Source organism: bacterium, from assembly GCA_022763185.1.
Classification (GTDB): domain Bacteria; phylum Bdellovibrionota_G; class JALEGL01; order JALEGL01; family JALEGL01; genus JALEGL01.
In genome coordinates this window covers 25123-41666 of the sequence record JALEGL010000009.1, presented here as the reverse complement: position 1 = coordinate 41666, position 16544 = coordinate 25123, and the positions used below count along the sequence as shown (strand labels likewise).

The following is a 16544-nucleotide window of genomic DNA, read 5'->3' as shown; positions in this document are numbered from 1 at the left end:
AAATTAAAAATGGTTAGGCCGCAGGCTTTCTTAGGGCTTTTTTTTTGCGCATGCTATAATTGTGATAAGACTAATTTTTATTTTATGAGAGGATTTGATGTATGCCCTTAATTCCAATGGTTGTTGAGCAAACCCATAGAGGTGAGCGTTCGTATGATATTTACAGTCGTTTGCTTAAAGACAGAATTATCTTTTTAAACTCTGAAATCAATGATGATGTCGCCAACTTGGTGGTGGCCCAGCTTTTGTTTTTAGAGTCAGAAGATCCAGACAAAGAAATTTTCTTGTACATCAACTCGCCAGGCGGCGTAATTTATTCTGGCATGGCCATTTACGATACCATGCAGCACATTCGTTGTCCGGTCTCCACGTTTTGCATGGGGATGGCAGCGTCTATGGCCAGTGTATTGTTGGCCGCTGGACAAAAAGGCAAACGTTATGCTTTGCCGCATGCCAGAGTAATGATTCACCAGCCTTTAGGCGGCTTTCGTGGCCAAGCCAGCGATATTGATATTCAAGCCAAAGAAATCTTACGCTTGCGTGAAGAACTCAATGGCATATTGGCCTTTCATACGGGTCAAGAAAAAGACCAGGTTGAAAAAGATTCAGACCGTGACAACTACATGACCGCACAAATGGCCAAAGATTATGGTTTGATTGATGAAATTGTAGAAAGCCAAAAGCTTAAAAAAGCTTAAAATAAATAGTGCATGGGTACCCAAAGGTAGCCGGTGCCTTTGGGTACCAGAGCAGGTAAATTTAAAAAATACCTTTGTGCGATCGGCCAATGCCGTTATAATAAAGGTTAGAAAGTATAGTAAGATTAATAGCTTAGCTTAAGCTAGGTTATCTGGGAGAAGAGGTTTTATACTGGTTCGTATCAGGGTGTGAAGGCCGCATAAGTGCGGCATTCTTTATGCTGGCTGATTGCAAGACTAAACCTTGATCTTCACGAGTAAAGCCTTAAATTGGTCCAAAGCTGCGTTTATGGGTCAAGAAGGGGAAGGGCCCCCTTAAATAAGTAATAAAAGGATTGATGATGGAAAAAAATGATGGTCATAATTTAAGTTGTTCTTTTTGCGGTAAAAGTCAAAAAGAAGTGAAAAAACTCATTGCAGGACCCACAGTTTATATCTGTGATGAATGCATTGAGCTGTGCAATGATATCATTTTAGAAGAAAATGAACGTGATCAAGAGCAAGTCTTGGCGGAAGCCAAAGTCCCCAAGCCCAAAGAAATTAAAGCCATTTTGGATGAGTACGTGATTGGCCAAGATGACGCCAAAAAAATGTTGTCCGTGGCGGTGTACAATCACTACAAACGCATTGAATCAAAAACCATGGGCAAAAGCGATGTTGAGTTACAAAAATCCAACATTTTGCTGGTGGGACCCACCGGGACCGGTAAAACCTTGCTGGCGCAAACTTTGGCTAAAATTCTCAATGTACCGTTTACCATTGTGGATGCCACAACCTTAACCGAAGCCGGTTATGTGGGTGAAGATGTAGAAAACATTATTCTCAATCTTTTACAAAATGCAGATTATGATGTGGAGCGTGCCCAACGGGGCATTGCTTATATTGATGAAATTGATAAAATTTCTCGTAAGTCGGACAACCCTTCTATCACCAGAGATGTGTCGGGTGAAGGCGTACAGCAAGCTTTGTTAAAAATTATTGAAGGAACCATGGCCAATGTCCCCCCCAAAGGTGGGCGTAAACATCCTCAGCAGGAGTTTTTGCAAGTGGATACCTCTAATATTTTATTTATCTGTGGCGGTGCATTTGTAGGCTTGGAAAAAATTGTTGAGTCCAGGTTGCATGAACGCAGTATTGGTTTTGGTGCAAAGATTGATTCCAAGAAAAAGCATAAAACCGGTGATTTGTTGACCAAATCTGAGCCAGAAGATTTGCTGAAATTTGGTTTGATTCCAGAGTTTATTGGTCGTTTGCCAGTGTTGGCTACGTTAGGCGAGTTGGATGAAGATGCTTTATTGCAGATTTTAACCGAGCCCAAAAATGCTTTGATCAAGCAGTACCAAAAACTATTTGATTTTGAAAAAGTGAAACTAGAGTTTAGCAAAGAGGCAATTATTGCCATTGCCCGTGAAACCATCAAACGCAAAACTGGCGCCAGAGGCTTACGCTCTATCATGGAAAACATCATGTTGGATATCATGTATGATATTCCATCAGACGATAGCATCAAAGAGTGTCATATCACTGAAGACGTGGTTCTGAAAAAAGAAAAACCCATCTTGGTGTATAAAACTGAAGAAGATGAAAAAGCTGAAGCAGCAGAAAACAAAGAACCAGAAGCAGAAAGCGCTTAAGGCCTTATAATAAAGTACATTTTATTTACACTTTATCAATTCTTTTTCCAATAAGGTGTTTATTTCTTGTCCCCATTGCTGGCCTACAATTAAGGAATCTTGCATGATGAGAGGTTGTTTTTCTAGAAGTTTTTTTCCTAAAGGGGTTTTGTAAAACTTAATCAGGCCGTCAATGTCTTTATCGGTAAAATGTTTGGCGTATACAGGGACTAACATTTCGGTAAATTTATTATTGCTCATTTGTAATTCAACAGCCAGGTAGCATTTTTAAAGCATTGTTGTTTATCTTCAGGCAATTGCGTTTTTAGCAAAGCAAATATTTGTTGAGCAAACTGCTTGCCCATGCCAATGGCGTTGGTTTGTTTTAAAAGTTCATGAATATTTTTTTATTTGTTTTCGCTTACTGGTGAGTTTGCTAAAGCTAGGCTTGTAAAAAGACTCAGAAAAATTAAAGTAAACTTGTAATTTAAGCTCATTGACATGCTCTACGTTAGAGATCTTAAAAATACAAGGCATATTTTAATATTGTGGCTGGTTTTTTACTCCTTTGCCATAAGGTATTTAGTGTTTGACACGCTGCATTTTTTATTGATACCTTGCTTGCTATTGAGCAAACTGTGCAAATCGTTTTAGTTTGTTCTTTGAAAGGGGAAATCATGAAAAAACTATCTATATTATTTATTTTGATGCCTATCCTTATTAGTTATGCTCAGAGCAACTGTTCTGTGGAACATTACAGCAGTGATATTTATCGAGTATTGGAAAAAAGAATGCATGATGTAAAAAGCATGTTGGTGGCAGAGGGTGCATACCCATACCTTGAACAAGCATTTTATAATCAAGCCGATCATTTAAGCATTATGTTAAATCAAACCAGTTCTGATGATGGTCAAGATGTTCACATTTTAGAAATGAAGTACGACATTTCTTTTGAACATGAAGGTCAGCATCACACATTGAATTTGGGTCTGGTGAATCACAATAAAGAGTTAGAGCTGGCATATACAACGCCCATTTATTTTAGGGTTGAAGGACAAGCTTCAGGAGAGACAGAAGCGCAAGTCTGTCGTTTTGATTTATCCGTGGTGGAAAAAGTTTGGGATGATAAAAAAAAGATTGAGCAGATAAAAAAAATTGAAAACCCAAGCTTAAGCTTGTTTGCAAGTCAAAACAGTAATGATTCTATCAATGAAGCTTTATTCAACTTGGGCCATGTGGTTTTTGCACAAGAAGAACAAGTTTCAGAAAATATTTTACCTCTTTTAAAACAATCGCAAGAAGATACAGTCATTGCAATTTATCTGGAACAAAAAGAAAGTGCCAGCTTAACACTTCTCAGTGAAGTCATTAAAAAAAATGAGAAGAACAAGAATCAATGTTCTGAAAATGCCATGGGAGAACCCTGTATGATGAATTACATGCAAGCAAAGAAATACTGTGAGCAAGAATATGCAGGCTTACCCACCATTTTGGAGTTGGCTGAATTTTACAATGCTGGTGGAGTTACGGTGTTTGATAATCCTTACCGACAGTTTAAAATGGCTGTGATGAGCAAAACCACCGAATCTTCAGCGAGTAAAGTTGAGTTCTATTACACGCTAGAAACCTATAAAGGACAATCATTGTATGATCTATCCTTGTGGTCATCATTAGATGTGCCGTACAAAAATGGTTATAAAGCTTATGTCTTTAACCTTGCAGATGGTGATATCAACGGTAAGTTAAAATCTAAGAAATTGGGCGTTGTTTGCCGTATGAAAGATTAATAAAAAGATAGGTTTTGGCATCACCTTTGCCTATTGCCAAGTTCTCCATAGTGATTATAATAAAAAGTCAACGAAGGAGAATTGAATGTTATTTGATCAAGATGAAAAAGCGAAAACGGCAAAAAACAAGCGTAAACTACCGCTTTTACCGTTAAGAGATATTATTGTATTCCCACACATGGTGGTGCCTTTGTATGTGGGTCGTAAAAAATCGGTTGCGGCCTTAGAGCATGCGATGGCCTCTGAAAAAGATTTATTGTTGTGCGCGCAAAAAAGCTCTAAAAACAATGACCCAAAGCCCGAAGATATCTACAACATGGGAACATTGGGAAACATTATTCAAATGCTCAAATTGCCCGATGGCACAGTTAAAGTTTTAGTTGAAGGTAAAAAGCGTGCCAAAATTCATGCCTATGAGCAAAGTGAAAAATTTTACATGTGCAGCATTGATGAAGTTGGTGAAGATAAGGGCAGCTCTGTAGAAGTTGAAGCCTTGATGCGTACAGTGCACACAACCTTTGAAGCCTATATCAAACTCAATAAAAAAATTCCGCCTGAAATGTTGATGAGTGTGGCTGCCATTGATGAACCCTCACGGTTGGCCGATACCATCGCCGCGCACTTGACGTTGAAACAAGAAGACAAACAAGAGGTTTTAGAGATTACCGATGCCAAAGCCCGCTTGGAAAAACTGTATACCTTGATGCAATCTGAAATTGAAATTTTGCAAGTTGAGAAAAAAATACAATCTCGGGTTAAAAAACAAATGGAAAAAACCCAGAAAGATTATTATCTCAATGAACGCATGAATGCGATTCAAAAAGAGCTGGGTGAAAAAGATGAGTTTAAAGCTGAGATGGATGAGCTGGAAAAGCGCATCAAAAATAAAAAGCTCAGCAAAGAAGCAGAAGATAAAGTTAAAAAAGAGTTTAAAAAGCTTAAAATGATGTCACCGATGGCGGCAGAAGCAACCGTGGTGCGCAATTACATTGACTGGATCTTGGATCTGCCTTGGTACAACTACTCTGAAGACAAGTTGGATCTGCAAGCTGCGCAGCATATTTTAGACAAAGACCACTTTGGTTTAGAAAAAGTAAAAAAAAGAATTTTAGAGTACTTGGCCGTACAAAAGCTGGTCAAAAAAATCAAAGGGCCTATTCTTTGTTTTGTAGGTCCTCCGGGTGTGGGTAAAACCTCTTTGGCACGCTCCATTGCTTCAGCCATGGGCCGGAAGTTTGTTAGAATTTCTGTGGGTGGTTTACGCGATGAAGCTGAAATCAGAGGGCACCGGCGTACTTATATTGGAGCCATGCCGGGTAAATTGATCCAATCCTTAAAAAAAGCCGGTACCAGCAATCCTGTGTTTTTGATAGATGAAATTGATAAAATGTCTTCGGATTTCAGAGGTGATCCATCCAGCGCCATGTTAGAAGTTTTGGACCCGGAACAAAATGCAACGTTTAGTGATCACTATATGGACTTGGATTATGATTTATCCAAGGTAACATTTTTGGCCACAGCCAACTCTTTGCATACCATTCCCAGACCTTTGCTGGACAGAATGGAAATCATTTCATTGGCCGGTTACACTGAAGATGAAAAGCTAAATATTGCCAAGCAGTATTTGGTGGACAAACAAAAAGAAGCCAACGGCTTAAGTGATCAAAACATTAGTTTTAATGACAACGCCATTCGTAAGGTGATTCGTCGCTATACCAAAGAAGCCGGGGTGCGTAATTTAGAAAGAGAACTGGCGTCTTTGTGTAGAAAAATTGCTAAAGAAGTGGTTGAAAAAGGCAAAGAGCATCACAGAACTTTAACCGCCAGCAATGTTGGTAAATATTTAGGTGTAGAAAAGTTTAAGTACGGCAAAGCCCATCAGATAAAAACCGTTGGCAGAACCATTGGTTTGGCTTGGACTGAACTGGGTGGAGATTTATTGGATATAGAAGCCACGATTATGCCAGGTAATGGTAAGTTGACCATGACCGGTAAATTGGGGGATGTTATGAAAGAATCTGCGCATGCGGCTTTGTCTTATGTGCGCTCTCGGGCCAAGGCCTTTGGTTTGCGAGATGATTTCTATTCCAAGATTGATATTCATGTCCACGTCCCTGAAGGTGCTATACCTAAAGATGGACCGTCAGCAGGAATTACCATGGCAACCTCATTGGCATCTGCCTTGCTTCATGTACCGGTAAGAAATGATGTGGCCATGACTGGTGAAATAACCATTGCCGGTAGAGTCTTGCCCATAGGAGGATTAAAAGAAAAAATACTGGCAGCGCACAGAGGTGGGATAAAAACCATTATTATTCCTAAAGAGAATGAAAAAGATCTTAAAGATATTCCTAAGAATGTTTTAAAAGAGCTGACCGTGTATCCTATGGAGCATGCCGATGATGTGCTTAAAGAGGCTTTGGCTTTGGATGAAAGCAATAAAAGCGACTTTTTAAGCAACATCGAAAGCTTTTTGCCGCCCATATTTGAAAAAGATGTGCAAGATGCAGAGAACAAACCTGTGCATTAACCGCGGTGATCGAGGCTATATCTTGACTTGATTAATGATGCAAAGTGTTGTATTTTGCGTTGGTGATGCGACAGGCTTTCTATAATTTATGCATGTTCGTTGTATGTCTATCTACAACACTTTTTGCACAATCTAATAGTGAAGATGAAAAAAGATTGGAGTCTTACCGATATCAAAGTCCTTCAGAGCAATGGCAGGCGCTTTTATCGTTCAGAAAACCCTACCTTGAGCAATTAATTGAGTATTTAAATGAGCATCATGATCAGCCAGAAATTAGGCAAAAGCTCAATAAAGACCAACTCTTAGAAACTTCATGGCTTTTTATTGCAACTGTAAATGAAAAACCAACCAGTGGTGGCTTTAGAGTATCTTTGGCTCAGAATTTTCCACCGGTAAGCTATCTTGGTTTTTTTAGAGAAGTAGAAAGTCCAACTACATTTAGAATGCAGTTGCGAGCTAGTGATGATTTATCGCATTATCTAGAGATTAGAAGAGCCACAATTCAAGAGTCACAGTGGGCCATGTTTGAACATCAAAGAACTTGGTGGGAAAATATAGATAGTGTTGGTAATACGAAATTTTTTGATAACAATATGTTTACCTATTCAAGTATATACGGCATGCCGCGCTTGGTTACTCCAAGAAAAGAACTAAAAGATCATTATGATTTAGATCTTGGGTCAGCAAAGAGAATAAAAATGACGTATGATCAGATTTTTCAGTTTGCCAGCAATCTAGGAGATGCGTGCAAGCAAAATCCAAATGAAATTACACATCGTATAGAGCCTGAATTGGGGGACTGTTTTATGGTAGCGTTAGAGGAAGACAGTACTTTCATCATCTGTAATTCTGATAAAAGTCTATATACTTACAATCGATGCAACCCTAGCGCTTTGGCAGAATACGTAGAAGATTGCCAGCATGTTGTGTTTGAATATCATGTGTATTTAAAGGCTCCAGATGGTCATATCAAAACTCAAAAAGAATTTATTGCCGCAAGCAGATGAGGAAAAATTAAAAAAAGCCCAAAAAAATATTGTATCTATCATGGATGGAACCAAATTTTTCGTGGACGAAATAGCCATGAATGATCGTCGTTATCAAAATTTACTTTATGCCGAATATATCATTGCTGAACATGCAATAGGACTGATTCATGAACAAACTGACTTAAGTTATCTTGAAGCATGTAACTATAGATATGTTTTATGACAGAAAAAAAGGAGAATACAAGTATTGCCAAAGAAGATCTGAGCTCAGAGCTTTTAGGCTATATCAACAAAATATCCCATATGGTAAATCTGACGGAAAGTGCGTATCAACAAGCATCAGGGGCCGTTCTTAGTTTTAGTGCTGAAGCACTAAAAAAAATGTAGACCTTTTGGCAATGATTTGCTAGCTATAGCATTCCATTTGGTCAAAATGGGCGGTTAGCTCAGCTGGGAGAGCATCTGCTTTACACGCAGAGGGTCGGGGGTTCGAGCCCCTCACCGCCCACCATAAAAAACATCACCCGAAGGGTGATTTTTTTTTATGTACAGGTTTTGAAGGTTTGAACATAGTTCTTGGCTTAGAATGAGAAATTTTCTAATAAAATAAATAGCTAGAAAATGTACTTTCAGACTTAAGACAGATAATAAAGGCTTCATGATAAATTGGGATTTATTGATGGGGCCAATGCCCGTTTTAGCATTGTTAACCGGTTTATGTATGGGCTTGATGGGCAGTGGGGGCTCTTTATTGACGGTCCCCATTTTTATGCATATTTTTCATCTTAATAGTAAGTTAGCAGTCATGGCGAGTCTTGCAGTGGTTGGGATTAATGCTGTTTTTGGCAGTATTTTAAATATTAAAGATAAGCATATCGACTGGACAGCCGCCTTGAGTTTTATTCCGGGCTCCATGTTGGGGACCTATCTTGGTGCCCGTATGGGTCTTGTGATGTCGCAAACAATGCAGGTTAATATTTTTGTGGCCATTGTCTTTTTTGCCGCTTACAAAATGTTTAGAGCTAAATCAGCTGGAAATGTTCAATTGCAAGGACAGCATAAAGTTGCCACCAGCTTTTTCTACTCCATGATCATTGGTGTATTGACCGGTGTTTTGGGGGTTGGTGGTGGTTTTTTGATTGTGCCGGCTTTGGTTTTATTGGTTGGGCTAGAGCATAAGCATGCCGTAGGAACATCTTTATTTATCATTTGTTTCAATGCTTTTTTGGGCTTTTGGGTGTATCAAAAAAGCTTAAATTTACAGAGTTATCAAGAATTGATTATCTACTTTAGCATCATTGCCATGCTTGGTGTTTTTATTGGTCATGCCACCATGAAAAAACTCCCTTTAAAAACCTTTCGGTTTATTTTTGCTTTTGCCTTGGTCTTTTTAGGCACATGGATGTTGATTAAAAATTTGTAGCATTTAATTAAAATTGATTTTTGCATGCTTGATGCGTAAAAATCAGTGAAAATGATTGACCTGCTTACAAAAGCTTGTTAGAAGCTAAAAACTTGTTTCAAACAAGTTTATTCTAAACGCGGTGTTAGTTCAGTTGGTTAGAATGCCAGCCTGTCACGCTGGAGGTCGCGAGTTCGAGTCTCGTACACCGCGCCACTTCTCAAAATTTTTCAACATTTTATAATCATGAGTTTTAAAAAGCATTGGTTGCTATTTAGACTCGAACTCGCTTGGCGAGCTCGTTTGATATTTTATGTTGCCTTTGGCAACATGGCGTACCCCGCTTGATTGAGGTAGTTTTTCGCAAAGGGTGAGCCAACAAAAACGACGTTTTTTGTTGGTGAGGGGGCTTTGCATAAAGTATTCTAGTTCGTTCCTCACAAGAATACCTAAAAAGCGATTTTCCCTTTTAATAAAGAGCGAAGCGGGAGACTCGAACTCGCTTCGCGAGCTCGTTTGATATTTTATGGTTGCCTTGGGAAATTGTTTACCATGCCACTTTTCAAAATAGTCTTACTCACAAGATAAAGGCCGTTAAGAAATACTTACAAGTTATTCGGATTGCAAATCGTGTTTTGCAAACGTTTCTTAATATGAACGCATTTGTTAGATATAATGCCCTAAGCCTTTGAAAATAAAGTCTGTTTTAGAGTTTACCCTTAGCTTAAATTGCTGAGCAAATAAAAATAGCGCTTGCACTGGCCAGGGAACTGTGCTAAACAAATAACATCATGCGTTATAAATACATTATATCTACAAGTTTATGGACTATTTTAGCTTTGTTTATACATGGGTGTGGACCCGTGGATAACTTTCAAAACCAAAGACAAGTCAATTTGCAAAGTTTGGCTTTACAAAGTACCTTTGTTATTGAGAATTTCTACCCAAACTACATGGGCCAAAATCCGCCTACAGATGTTTCGGATTTAGGCGTCAACTATATAACGGCAACATTCAGCGAGAACTGTGACCAGTTTAGTTTACAAAATGGTTTTAGGCTAACAGAGACGATCAACGGAGGCGGCGTCACGGATTTAACTAGCACCACCACCGTTCAATGTTCAGGTAAAAATGCCACGTTCATCATCAACACACCCAATGGGGGTGGAGCCCTTTTGGCGGCCAACGCCAAATATGAGCTAACTCTTTTTCAAACCGTTACCTCCGCTTTAGGTCAAAACTTAAAATTTTTAAACATCTATAGAATGTACACCGACTTCAATTTTGACGCTGCAGGTGGCTTTGGCTTTACTGATCCAGCCAATCCGCCACACGTGATTGACGTCAACTATTATGAAATTTGTGGTCAACCTTACATGTTTATTTTCTTTAATGAAGATCTTGCGCGTGCGCCTTTGGTGCGTGTAAAAACAGGTGTGATTGGCTCTTCTATCTTTCCCAACGACCCAACTTACCCAACATGGCCTGCTTACTCAGGACGCATGGATATCTTTGGTGTTCACATTAACAGCGGTGGCGCTTTATCGGGACATAAGCTGAAGATTTTTAGAAACGATGTGGTGGATCTTCAAGGCGATACCTTGCATGTTAGGCAAGGCAATGGTGATTTGGTTCCTGGCGACTACGAGAGTGGAAACTTATTCCAACTGATCTCGCCCTGCTTCTAAAACGACTGTACATCAAATTAATAGGCCTGGTTTATGGATGCCCATCACCAGGCCTATTTTTATGCCATGGTGTCACAACTAAAACAAAGTGCCTAAAAAATACCCAACGTTGTTTTTGAAAATATACAATAAAAACAATATGTTAAATTGATGATTCTTGGCATCATCTTTGCTTTTATTAATCCTTGTAAGAATACAATTCAATAGCAGCATAGACTATTGGCTTATAAGGAGATGTAGGTATGAAAATGAATAAGTTTATATTAACCAGTTTTGCAGCACTGTCAGGTATGCTTTTTACCGGCTGTGCGGTAGATGATACCCGCACGGGTGAGGGGCCCATTGTGGATACCTCCAAATTTTATGTGGTAGACTTTACACCGGGTTATGACACAACCACAAGCGATGAAACAGCGCAAATTGTAGCGGTATTCAGTATGCCTGTGGATGTAGGCAGTCTTATAGGAAACTTTAGTTTAACTCAAGACATCAACGGGATTCCCACCAACTTAACACAATGTTTAACCTTGTCAGTGGACAGTACCGGGAGCATTGTCACATTTCACATTAACCCTGATGATAATCCAAGCACGCCCTGTCCATCAACGCAGCCTTTGGCAGATAGAGCAGATTATACGTTTAGCGTCAATCAAACAGTTAGGCCTTTGGGTTTAAATATGGCCTTAACCACACCCATCAGCCATAAGTTCAATACCGGCGGTGGCTTTGAAAACTCTGATGGTGGTGTAACCGTTCCAGGGAAACCTTACATAATTTCAAGAAATTATATTCGTCAGTGTTTTATTGATGCTTCTGGTCAAGAGATTCATACCGCACATATTGAAGTAAGATTCAATGAAGACTTGGCTTTTGCACCTACTGTGGACGTACAAGTTGTTAATGACTTTGCAAACAACTATCAGAACCTCCCCATGACTCAGCTGCAAGGTGGTGATATGAGTATCATGAAAATTGTGGTGCCCAGTGTTGGTGGTATTCAGGGTTACAAAATTAGATTTGGTTCAAACTATGTCAGAGATTTAGAAGGTTTATTTATGGATTCTTATGAAAGCAGCGGCATGTACCAAGCTGTGGTCCAGTGTCACTGATAAAAGTTAACTCAGCCAAAAAAACATACACTCCAAAAAAGCCTGCCTAAAAAGCAGGCTTTTTTAGTACATACTGGCATGACTCATGTTGTTGTCTTGCTGTTTAAAATAGTTTTGAATGCCGCGGTAAATGGCTAAAGCAATTTGATATTGGTAGGATGAGCTGCGCAGGCGCTTTTCTTCAAGTTTGTTGGTGATAAAAGAGGTTTCTACTAAAATAGCTGGCATGTTGGCACCGGTTAAAACATAAAAGCGAGCACTTTTAACGCCCCTATTATAAACTTTACTGTAGTTTTGACTCAGGTGCTTGAATAAACTGTTTTGGACAATACGCGCTAAATCCGTAGATTGAACGGTATGAAAATTCTTCAGCATGGAGGCTTTCATCACCTCTAAAAAGTAGGCATCGTTTTGGGTTTTTTTTTTGCTTTTGGGTACTGCCAACTCACCGTTTTCTCGCATGGCCACGCGCAAACTTTCTTCATCATCAGCATTGTGCAAAAAGTAAGTGCTTACGCCATTGGCAGTGTGTTTTTTGTTGGCATTGGCATGAATGGACACAAACAAGTCACCCTGGTGTTTGTTGGCAAAGTTAGTTCTATCCCATAGATGCAAATAAGTATCTTTTTCCCGCGTCATCAACACACTGTATTTGTCATCATTGTCTAAAATTTTTTTCAAACGTTTGGCAATGCTCAAGGTCACATCTTTTTCATGGGTTTTATAAAAGGGTCCCAGCGCACCAGAATCTTCACCCCCATGACCGGCATCAATAATAATGGTGTGACGAGAGCTTTTATTTTTTGGGGGGTTGATGATAATTTCTTCTACTTTTACGGTGGGTTCAATTTTTTTGGATTGGGTTTTTGAAGGAGAAATTTCCAATTCTTGGCTGCTGGGAATTTCTATGTCTATGGGAGGATTGGCTGGATTATTGGGTTTTATCTCCGGCTTATTTAATGTGTTCTGGCTAGCCTCTGGCGACGGGCTATTCTTAATTTCATGTTTTAGGGGGCCAGATTCTTCCAATTGCAAAATGGCCAAATCGGTTGCTTTTTTAGCCAAAGATATGGTGGTGGAAGTCTGGTTGTGTTCCAAGACAATGTTGTTTTGATTCAGTGTTTTAGGTAAGTCTAAAACAACGCGTACGGTTTGTTTGTCTTTTTGGGCAATGCGCACATTTTGGATCAAGGAAAAGTCCTGTCCCAAATTGGGTGAGGGAAAGTTTTGCTTGAGCTTGGCTATAGAAAAATCAACATAGTAGCGTGCATGCGGAGAGTTTTCATGAGCTTTTAAAAAATGACCTTTGCTGTCAATCGCTTGGGTAAAGGTTAAAACCACCTGTTCAATACCAAGCTTTTTTTTGACACGTAAGTTTTCTAAATCTGCTGAGCTATCTTGGGCAAAAAGCAAAAGACTATTGGTTAAAATCAACAGTACAAGGCAGAAAAGTTTCATCCCATTTTTACCCATTGCCAACATGCGCCAATTATAGCGCAAATTAAACAGGCTTCCAAGTTTATCAAAACAAAACAGGATAAAGCCATACCCAGCATGTTTAATATATCCAAAGTTTTTCCCTATGGTTTGGGTATAGCTATAGGGAATTTAATTTTTTTTGCCATTGATACAGTAGATCCAGGGCTTGTTTGGCAGATAAAGTGTTGAGGTCGGTGTTTTTTAGTTCCTGCTCAAATCTTGATACAGAGGGGGTTGACTTGGCAGTTTGAGTTGAAAAATCAAAACTGCTTTGTGGCGAGCTCATATGCTGTTGCTCTAAAGTGTTTAGGACATTGCGCGCACGATCTACGACAGGGTTTAAAACACCCGCCATTTTTGCTACCTCTAAACCATAACTTTGGCTGGCAGGTCCGGGCTTAAGAGTGTGTAAAAAAACAATTTTTTCCTGCCAGAGTTTGGCAGCAACGTGAAAGTTTTGCATCTTATCCTTTTGTTCTGCCAGCTCTGTTAGCTCGTGGTAGTGTGTAGCAAATAAGGTTTTGGCTTCAATGTGATCATGAATATGTTCTGACACCGCCCAGGCTAAAGCTAGACCATCATAGGTGCTGGTCCCACGGCCAACTTCGTCTAAAATGATCAGTGAGTTTTTGCTGGCATTGCGTAAAATTTTGGCGGTTTCATTCATTTCAACCATAAAGGTTGAGCGACCTTGGGCCAAGTCATCACCTGTGCCCACCCGCGTAAAAATTTGATCTACGTAGGGAATATTAGCCTCTTGTGCCGGTACAAAGCAACCAATATGTGCCATGTAAACAATCAGAGCTGTTTGCCGCATCAATGTTGATTTCCCCGACATATTGGGGCCGGTTAAAATAATCATTTGTTGTTGATCATGATTCAAGACAATATCGTTGGCAATAAAGCTTTTGCCCGGCTCTACATGCTGCTCCAACATGGGATGCCTTCCTTGCTTGATAATTAGAGGCGCATCTTTGGCGCATAAGTTTGGGCAAACATAACTGTTGTTTAAAGATGTTTGTGCAAAGGCAGCAAAAACGTCCAGTTGCGCAATCAAATAGGCTTGTTGTTTAAGTTGGTGGGCAAGTGGAGAAAGATCCTTGAGCAGTTGCTGGTAGAGCACTTTTTCTAGACGCAAGCGTTCATCTTGAGCATTGAGCAATTTTACTTCATAGTTTTTAAGCGCTTCAGTGACAAAACGTTCAGCATTGACCAGGGTTTGCTTGCGCACATAATGAGAGGGAACTTTGCTGATATGACTTTTACTGACCTCAATGTAATAACCAAAAACTTTATTGAACCTAACTTTTAAGGTGCTGATGCCGGTTTGCTTTTTCTCTTGTTGTTCTAACTGATTGAGCCAGTCTTGGCCGTTGCTGCACAATTGTCTGAGTTCATCCAGTTCTGGATTAAAGCCTTGTTTGATGACCCAGGCATCATCTATGCTTTTTCCCGGTTCCTCTTGTAAACGTTGCTCAAGAAGATCAATAATGGCCTGACAAGGCGATAGTGTCTCTTTAATCACGCTTAAAGCACTGTTGCTTTGCAGGTTTAGTTTGTTTAAATGTTCAGATAAAAGTGGAATACTCTGTAAGCTTTGCAAAATTGCCGTAAGCTCTAGAGGTTTAATCGTGTGTTGAATGATTTTACTGGATAAGCGCTCTAAATCACAAATGCCTTTAAGCAGGCTTTGCAGCTCTTGCAAAATTTGAGTGTTATCATAAAGACTTGCTACAGCTTTAAGGCGCATATGGATTTGCTCATGATCCAATAAAGGTTTACTCATCCAAGCGTAGAGCAGACGTGTGCCCATTTTATTTTTGCATTGATTGAGCAAGGTAAACAGATCATGTTGAGATGAGTGGGGACTGGGGAAAAGGTCTAAGTGATTTTGGCTGACTCTATCCAAATACAAAGATTGTTGGCTGTGTTGGTGTTTTGGGATATCCAGATGGGCACAATTGTTTTTGCGCAAGTCTTTGGCATAATACAAGACAGCATGGCAGCTGCCAGCTTGCGCTTGAATATTGCTAAAACCTAAGCCATGCAAGTTATTTAGCTTGAAGAAGTGCGCTAGAGGTTTTTCAGCATCACAAAACACCCAGTTTTCCATTGAATGAAAAACAAGGTTTTTTTGAACACTTGCAAAAGCAGTTTGCCAGGCGCACAGTTCTGCAGGTAAATTTTTATTAGGAATTAAAATCTCTTTGGCTTTGAGTTGCCACAGTTGGTGTTCCATGCTGGTTAATGAATCTAAAACAGTGGTGGCAAAATCACCGTTGGCAATGTTCATCCAGGCTAGAGCATAAAGTGTTTGATTGTGTTCTGTGAAAGGACAAATGGCAGCAATATAACTGTCTTGAGTGGGGCTTAAACCTTCGTTTTCTGTGCGCATGCTGGGGGTTACCACCTTAACTACATCGCGTTTGACCAAGCCCTTGCTTGCTGCAGCATCTTCTACTTGTTCACAGATGGCCACATTTAAACCATGGTCTAAAAGCTTGGCAATGTAGCTGTTGGCACTATGGTGGGGAACGCCGCATAAGGGCACAGGATCTTGGGCGTTCTTGTCTCTGCAGGTGAGGGCAATATCCAAAATAGGCGCAGCTTTTTGCGCATCATCAAAAAACATTTCATAAAAATCACCCAGTCTAAAGAACAGTATGCAGTCTTGATAGTTGGATTTAATGTGCAAATATTGCTTCATCAAGGGTGTTTGTGCGCCAGCCATAAGTGTTCTTGTATATAAAGCCGCTTTATTTTTCTAGTGTTTTCTTGTTTAAAGTACGCGTAAAAATAAACCATACCATGGTTTGAAGTCATGGGCTTTTGTGTTTAAAAAATATCAGCATACAACAGTGTGTTCAATCTGGTCCAGCGCAAATAAAACCAGATTTTTCTGAAAGATCTGAAAAAGAAGAAATTATAGAAAAGACAAGTGGAAACGATGGCTTATATTTAAGTCTGTCAGAGAGTGATTTGACTGTGGATTTATGGCGCTTTGCTCAAGGCTCTTTTATGATGGACATTGCAGACGCTAAGTATGAATTGGGTTTGCTTGGGTATGCGTTACTTGCAATATCAAAAGATGATGAAGTCATGAATGAGGTGGTTGATATTTTTCTCAAGCTATCAGTGCAACCACCACATCACGTTATCTTCTATACAATTCGCAAGAAAAAGACCTAGGCTCTACAGTGGTTGCCATAGCTGTAAAAAATAAAACAATGGCTTTTAAAGGTTTAAAAA

At 39.6% G+C, this 16544-nt stretch carries 14 protein-coding genes and 2 tRNA genes; 13 read left to right on the top strand and 3 right to left on the bottom strand.

From position 1 onward, the window contains the following. The first annotated feature begins 101 nt into the window (after positions 1–101). Positions 102–698 carry an ATP-dependent Clp endopeptidase proteolytic subunit ClpP gene (clpP, locus tag MRY82_06250; GenBank protein MCI5072524.1) on the top strand — a complete coding sequence of 199 codons (597 nt, stop codon included), beginning with the start codon at positions 102–104 and terminating at the stop codon, positions 696–698. A gap of 338 nt (positions 699–1036) precedes the next feature. Next, positions 1037–2332: an ATP-dependent Clp protease ATP-binding subunit ClpX gene (gene clpX, locus MRY82_06245; protein MCI5072523.1), complete on the top strand. Its 1296-nt coding sequence runs from the start codon at positions 1037–1039 to the stop codon at positions 2330–2332. A gap of 21 nt (positions 2333–2353) precedes the next feature. On the opposite strand, the gene MRY82_06240 is transcribed toward clpX, so the two are convergent. Continuing rightward, complete coding sequence (locus MRY82_06240; protein MCI5072522.1) at positions 2354–2572, bottom strand: DUF2059 domain-containing protein; 219 nt, start codon at positions 2570–2572, stop codon at positions 2354–2356. A gap of 416 nt (positions 2573–2988) precedes the next feature. Here MRY82_06240 and MRY82_06235 point away from each other — a divergent pair, with 416 nt between their 5' ends. From MRY82_06235 to MRY82_06190, 10 genes are all read left to right on the top strand, one after another. Beyond that, entirely contained in the window at positions 2989–4098 is a 1110-nt protein-coding gene (locus tag MRY82_06235) for a hypothetical protein (GenBank protein ID MCI5072521.1), read from the top strand. 85 nt (positions 4099–4183) lie between these two features. After that, entirely contained in the window at positions 4184–6628 is a 2445-nt protein-coding gene (gene lon / locus MRY82_06230; GenBank protein ID MCI5072520.1) for an endopeptidase La, read from the top strand. A 92-nt stretch (positions 6629–6720) separates the two neighbouring features. After that, positions 6721–7635 carry a hypothetical protein gene (locus tag MRY82_06225; GenBank protein MCI5072519.1) on the top strand — a complete coding sequence of 305 codons (915 nt, stop codon included), beginning with the start codon at positions 6721–6723 and terminating at the stop codon, positions 7633–7635. After that, positions 7589–7840, top strand: coding sequence for a hypothetical protein (locus MRY82_06220; protein ID MCI5072518.1), 252 nt, complete (start codon positions 7589–7591; stop codon positions 7838–7840). The genes MRY82_06225 and MRY82_06220 overlap by 47 nt, the downstream gene beginning before the upstream one ends. Next, a complete protein-coding gene (locus MRY82_06215; protein MCI5072517.1) occupies positions 7837–8004 on the top strand; it encodes a hypothetical protein in 168 nt (55 codons plus the stop codon). Before MRY82_06220 ends, MRY82_06215 begins: the two co-directional genes overlap by 4 nt. Before the next feature lie 48 nt (positions 8005–8052). Next, positions 8053–8128: transfer RNA gene (locus tag MRY82_06210), tRNA-Val, on the top strand. A 147-nt stretch (positions 8129–8275) separates the two neighbouring features. Beyond that, positions 8276–9040 carry a sulfite exporter TauE/SafE family protein gene (locus tag MRY82_06205; GenBank protein MCI5072516.1) on the top strand — a complete coding sequence of 255 codons (765 nt, stop codon included), beginning with the start codon at positions 8276–8278 and terminating at the stop codon, positions 9038–9040. A 118-nt stretch (positions 9041–9158) separates the two neighbouring features. Continuing rightward, a tRNA-Asp gene (locus MRY82_06200) sits at positions 9159–9235 on the top strand. A 575-nt stretch (positions 9236–9810) separates the two neighbouring features. Beyond that, entirely contained in the window at positions 9811–10707 is an 897-nt protein-coding gene (locus MRY82_06195) for an Ig-like domain-containing protein (GenBank protein ID MCI5072515.1), read from the top strand. Positions 10708–10949: 242 nt separating this feature from the next. Beyond that, entirely contained in the window at positions 10950–11816 is an 867-nt protein-coding gene (locus MRY82_06190) for an Ig-like domain-containing protein (GenBank protein MCI5072514.1), read from the top strand. 63 nt (positions 11817–11879) lie between these two features. On the opposite strand, the gene MRY82_06185 is transcribed toward MRY82_06190, so the two are convergent. Together MRY82_06185 and mutS are read right to left on the bottom strand one after the other, a co-directional pair. Continuing rightward, entirely contained in the window at positions 11880–13289 is a 1410-nt protein-coding gene (locus tag MRY82_06185) for an N-acetylmuramoyl-L-alanine amidase (GenBank protein MCI5072513.1), read from the bottom strand. A gap of 124 nt (positions 13290–13413) precedes the next feature. Further along, positions 13414–16026, bottom strand: a complete 2613-nt coding sequence (gene mutS, locus MRY82_06180) for a DNA mismatch repair protein MutS (GenBank protein ID MCI5072512.1) — start codon at positions 16024–16026, stop codon at positions 13414–13416. Between the two features lie 98 nt (positions 16027–16124). Here mutS and MRY82_06175 point away from each other — a divergent pair, with 98 nt between their 5' ends. After that, positions 16125–16484, top strand: coding sequence for a hypothetical protein (locus MRY82_06175; GenBank protein ID MCI5072511.1), 360 nt, complete (start codon positions 16125–16127; stop codon positions 16482–16484). Positions 16485–16544: the final 60 nt, after the last annotated feature.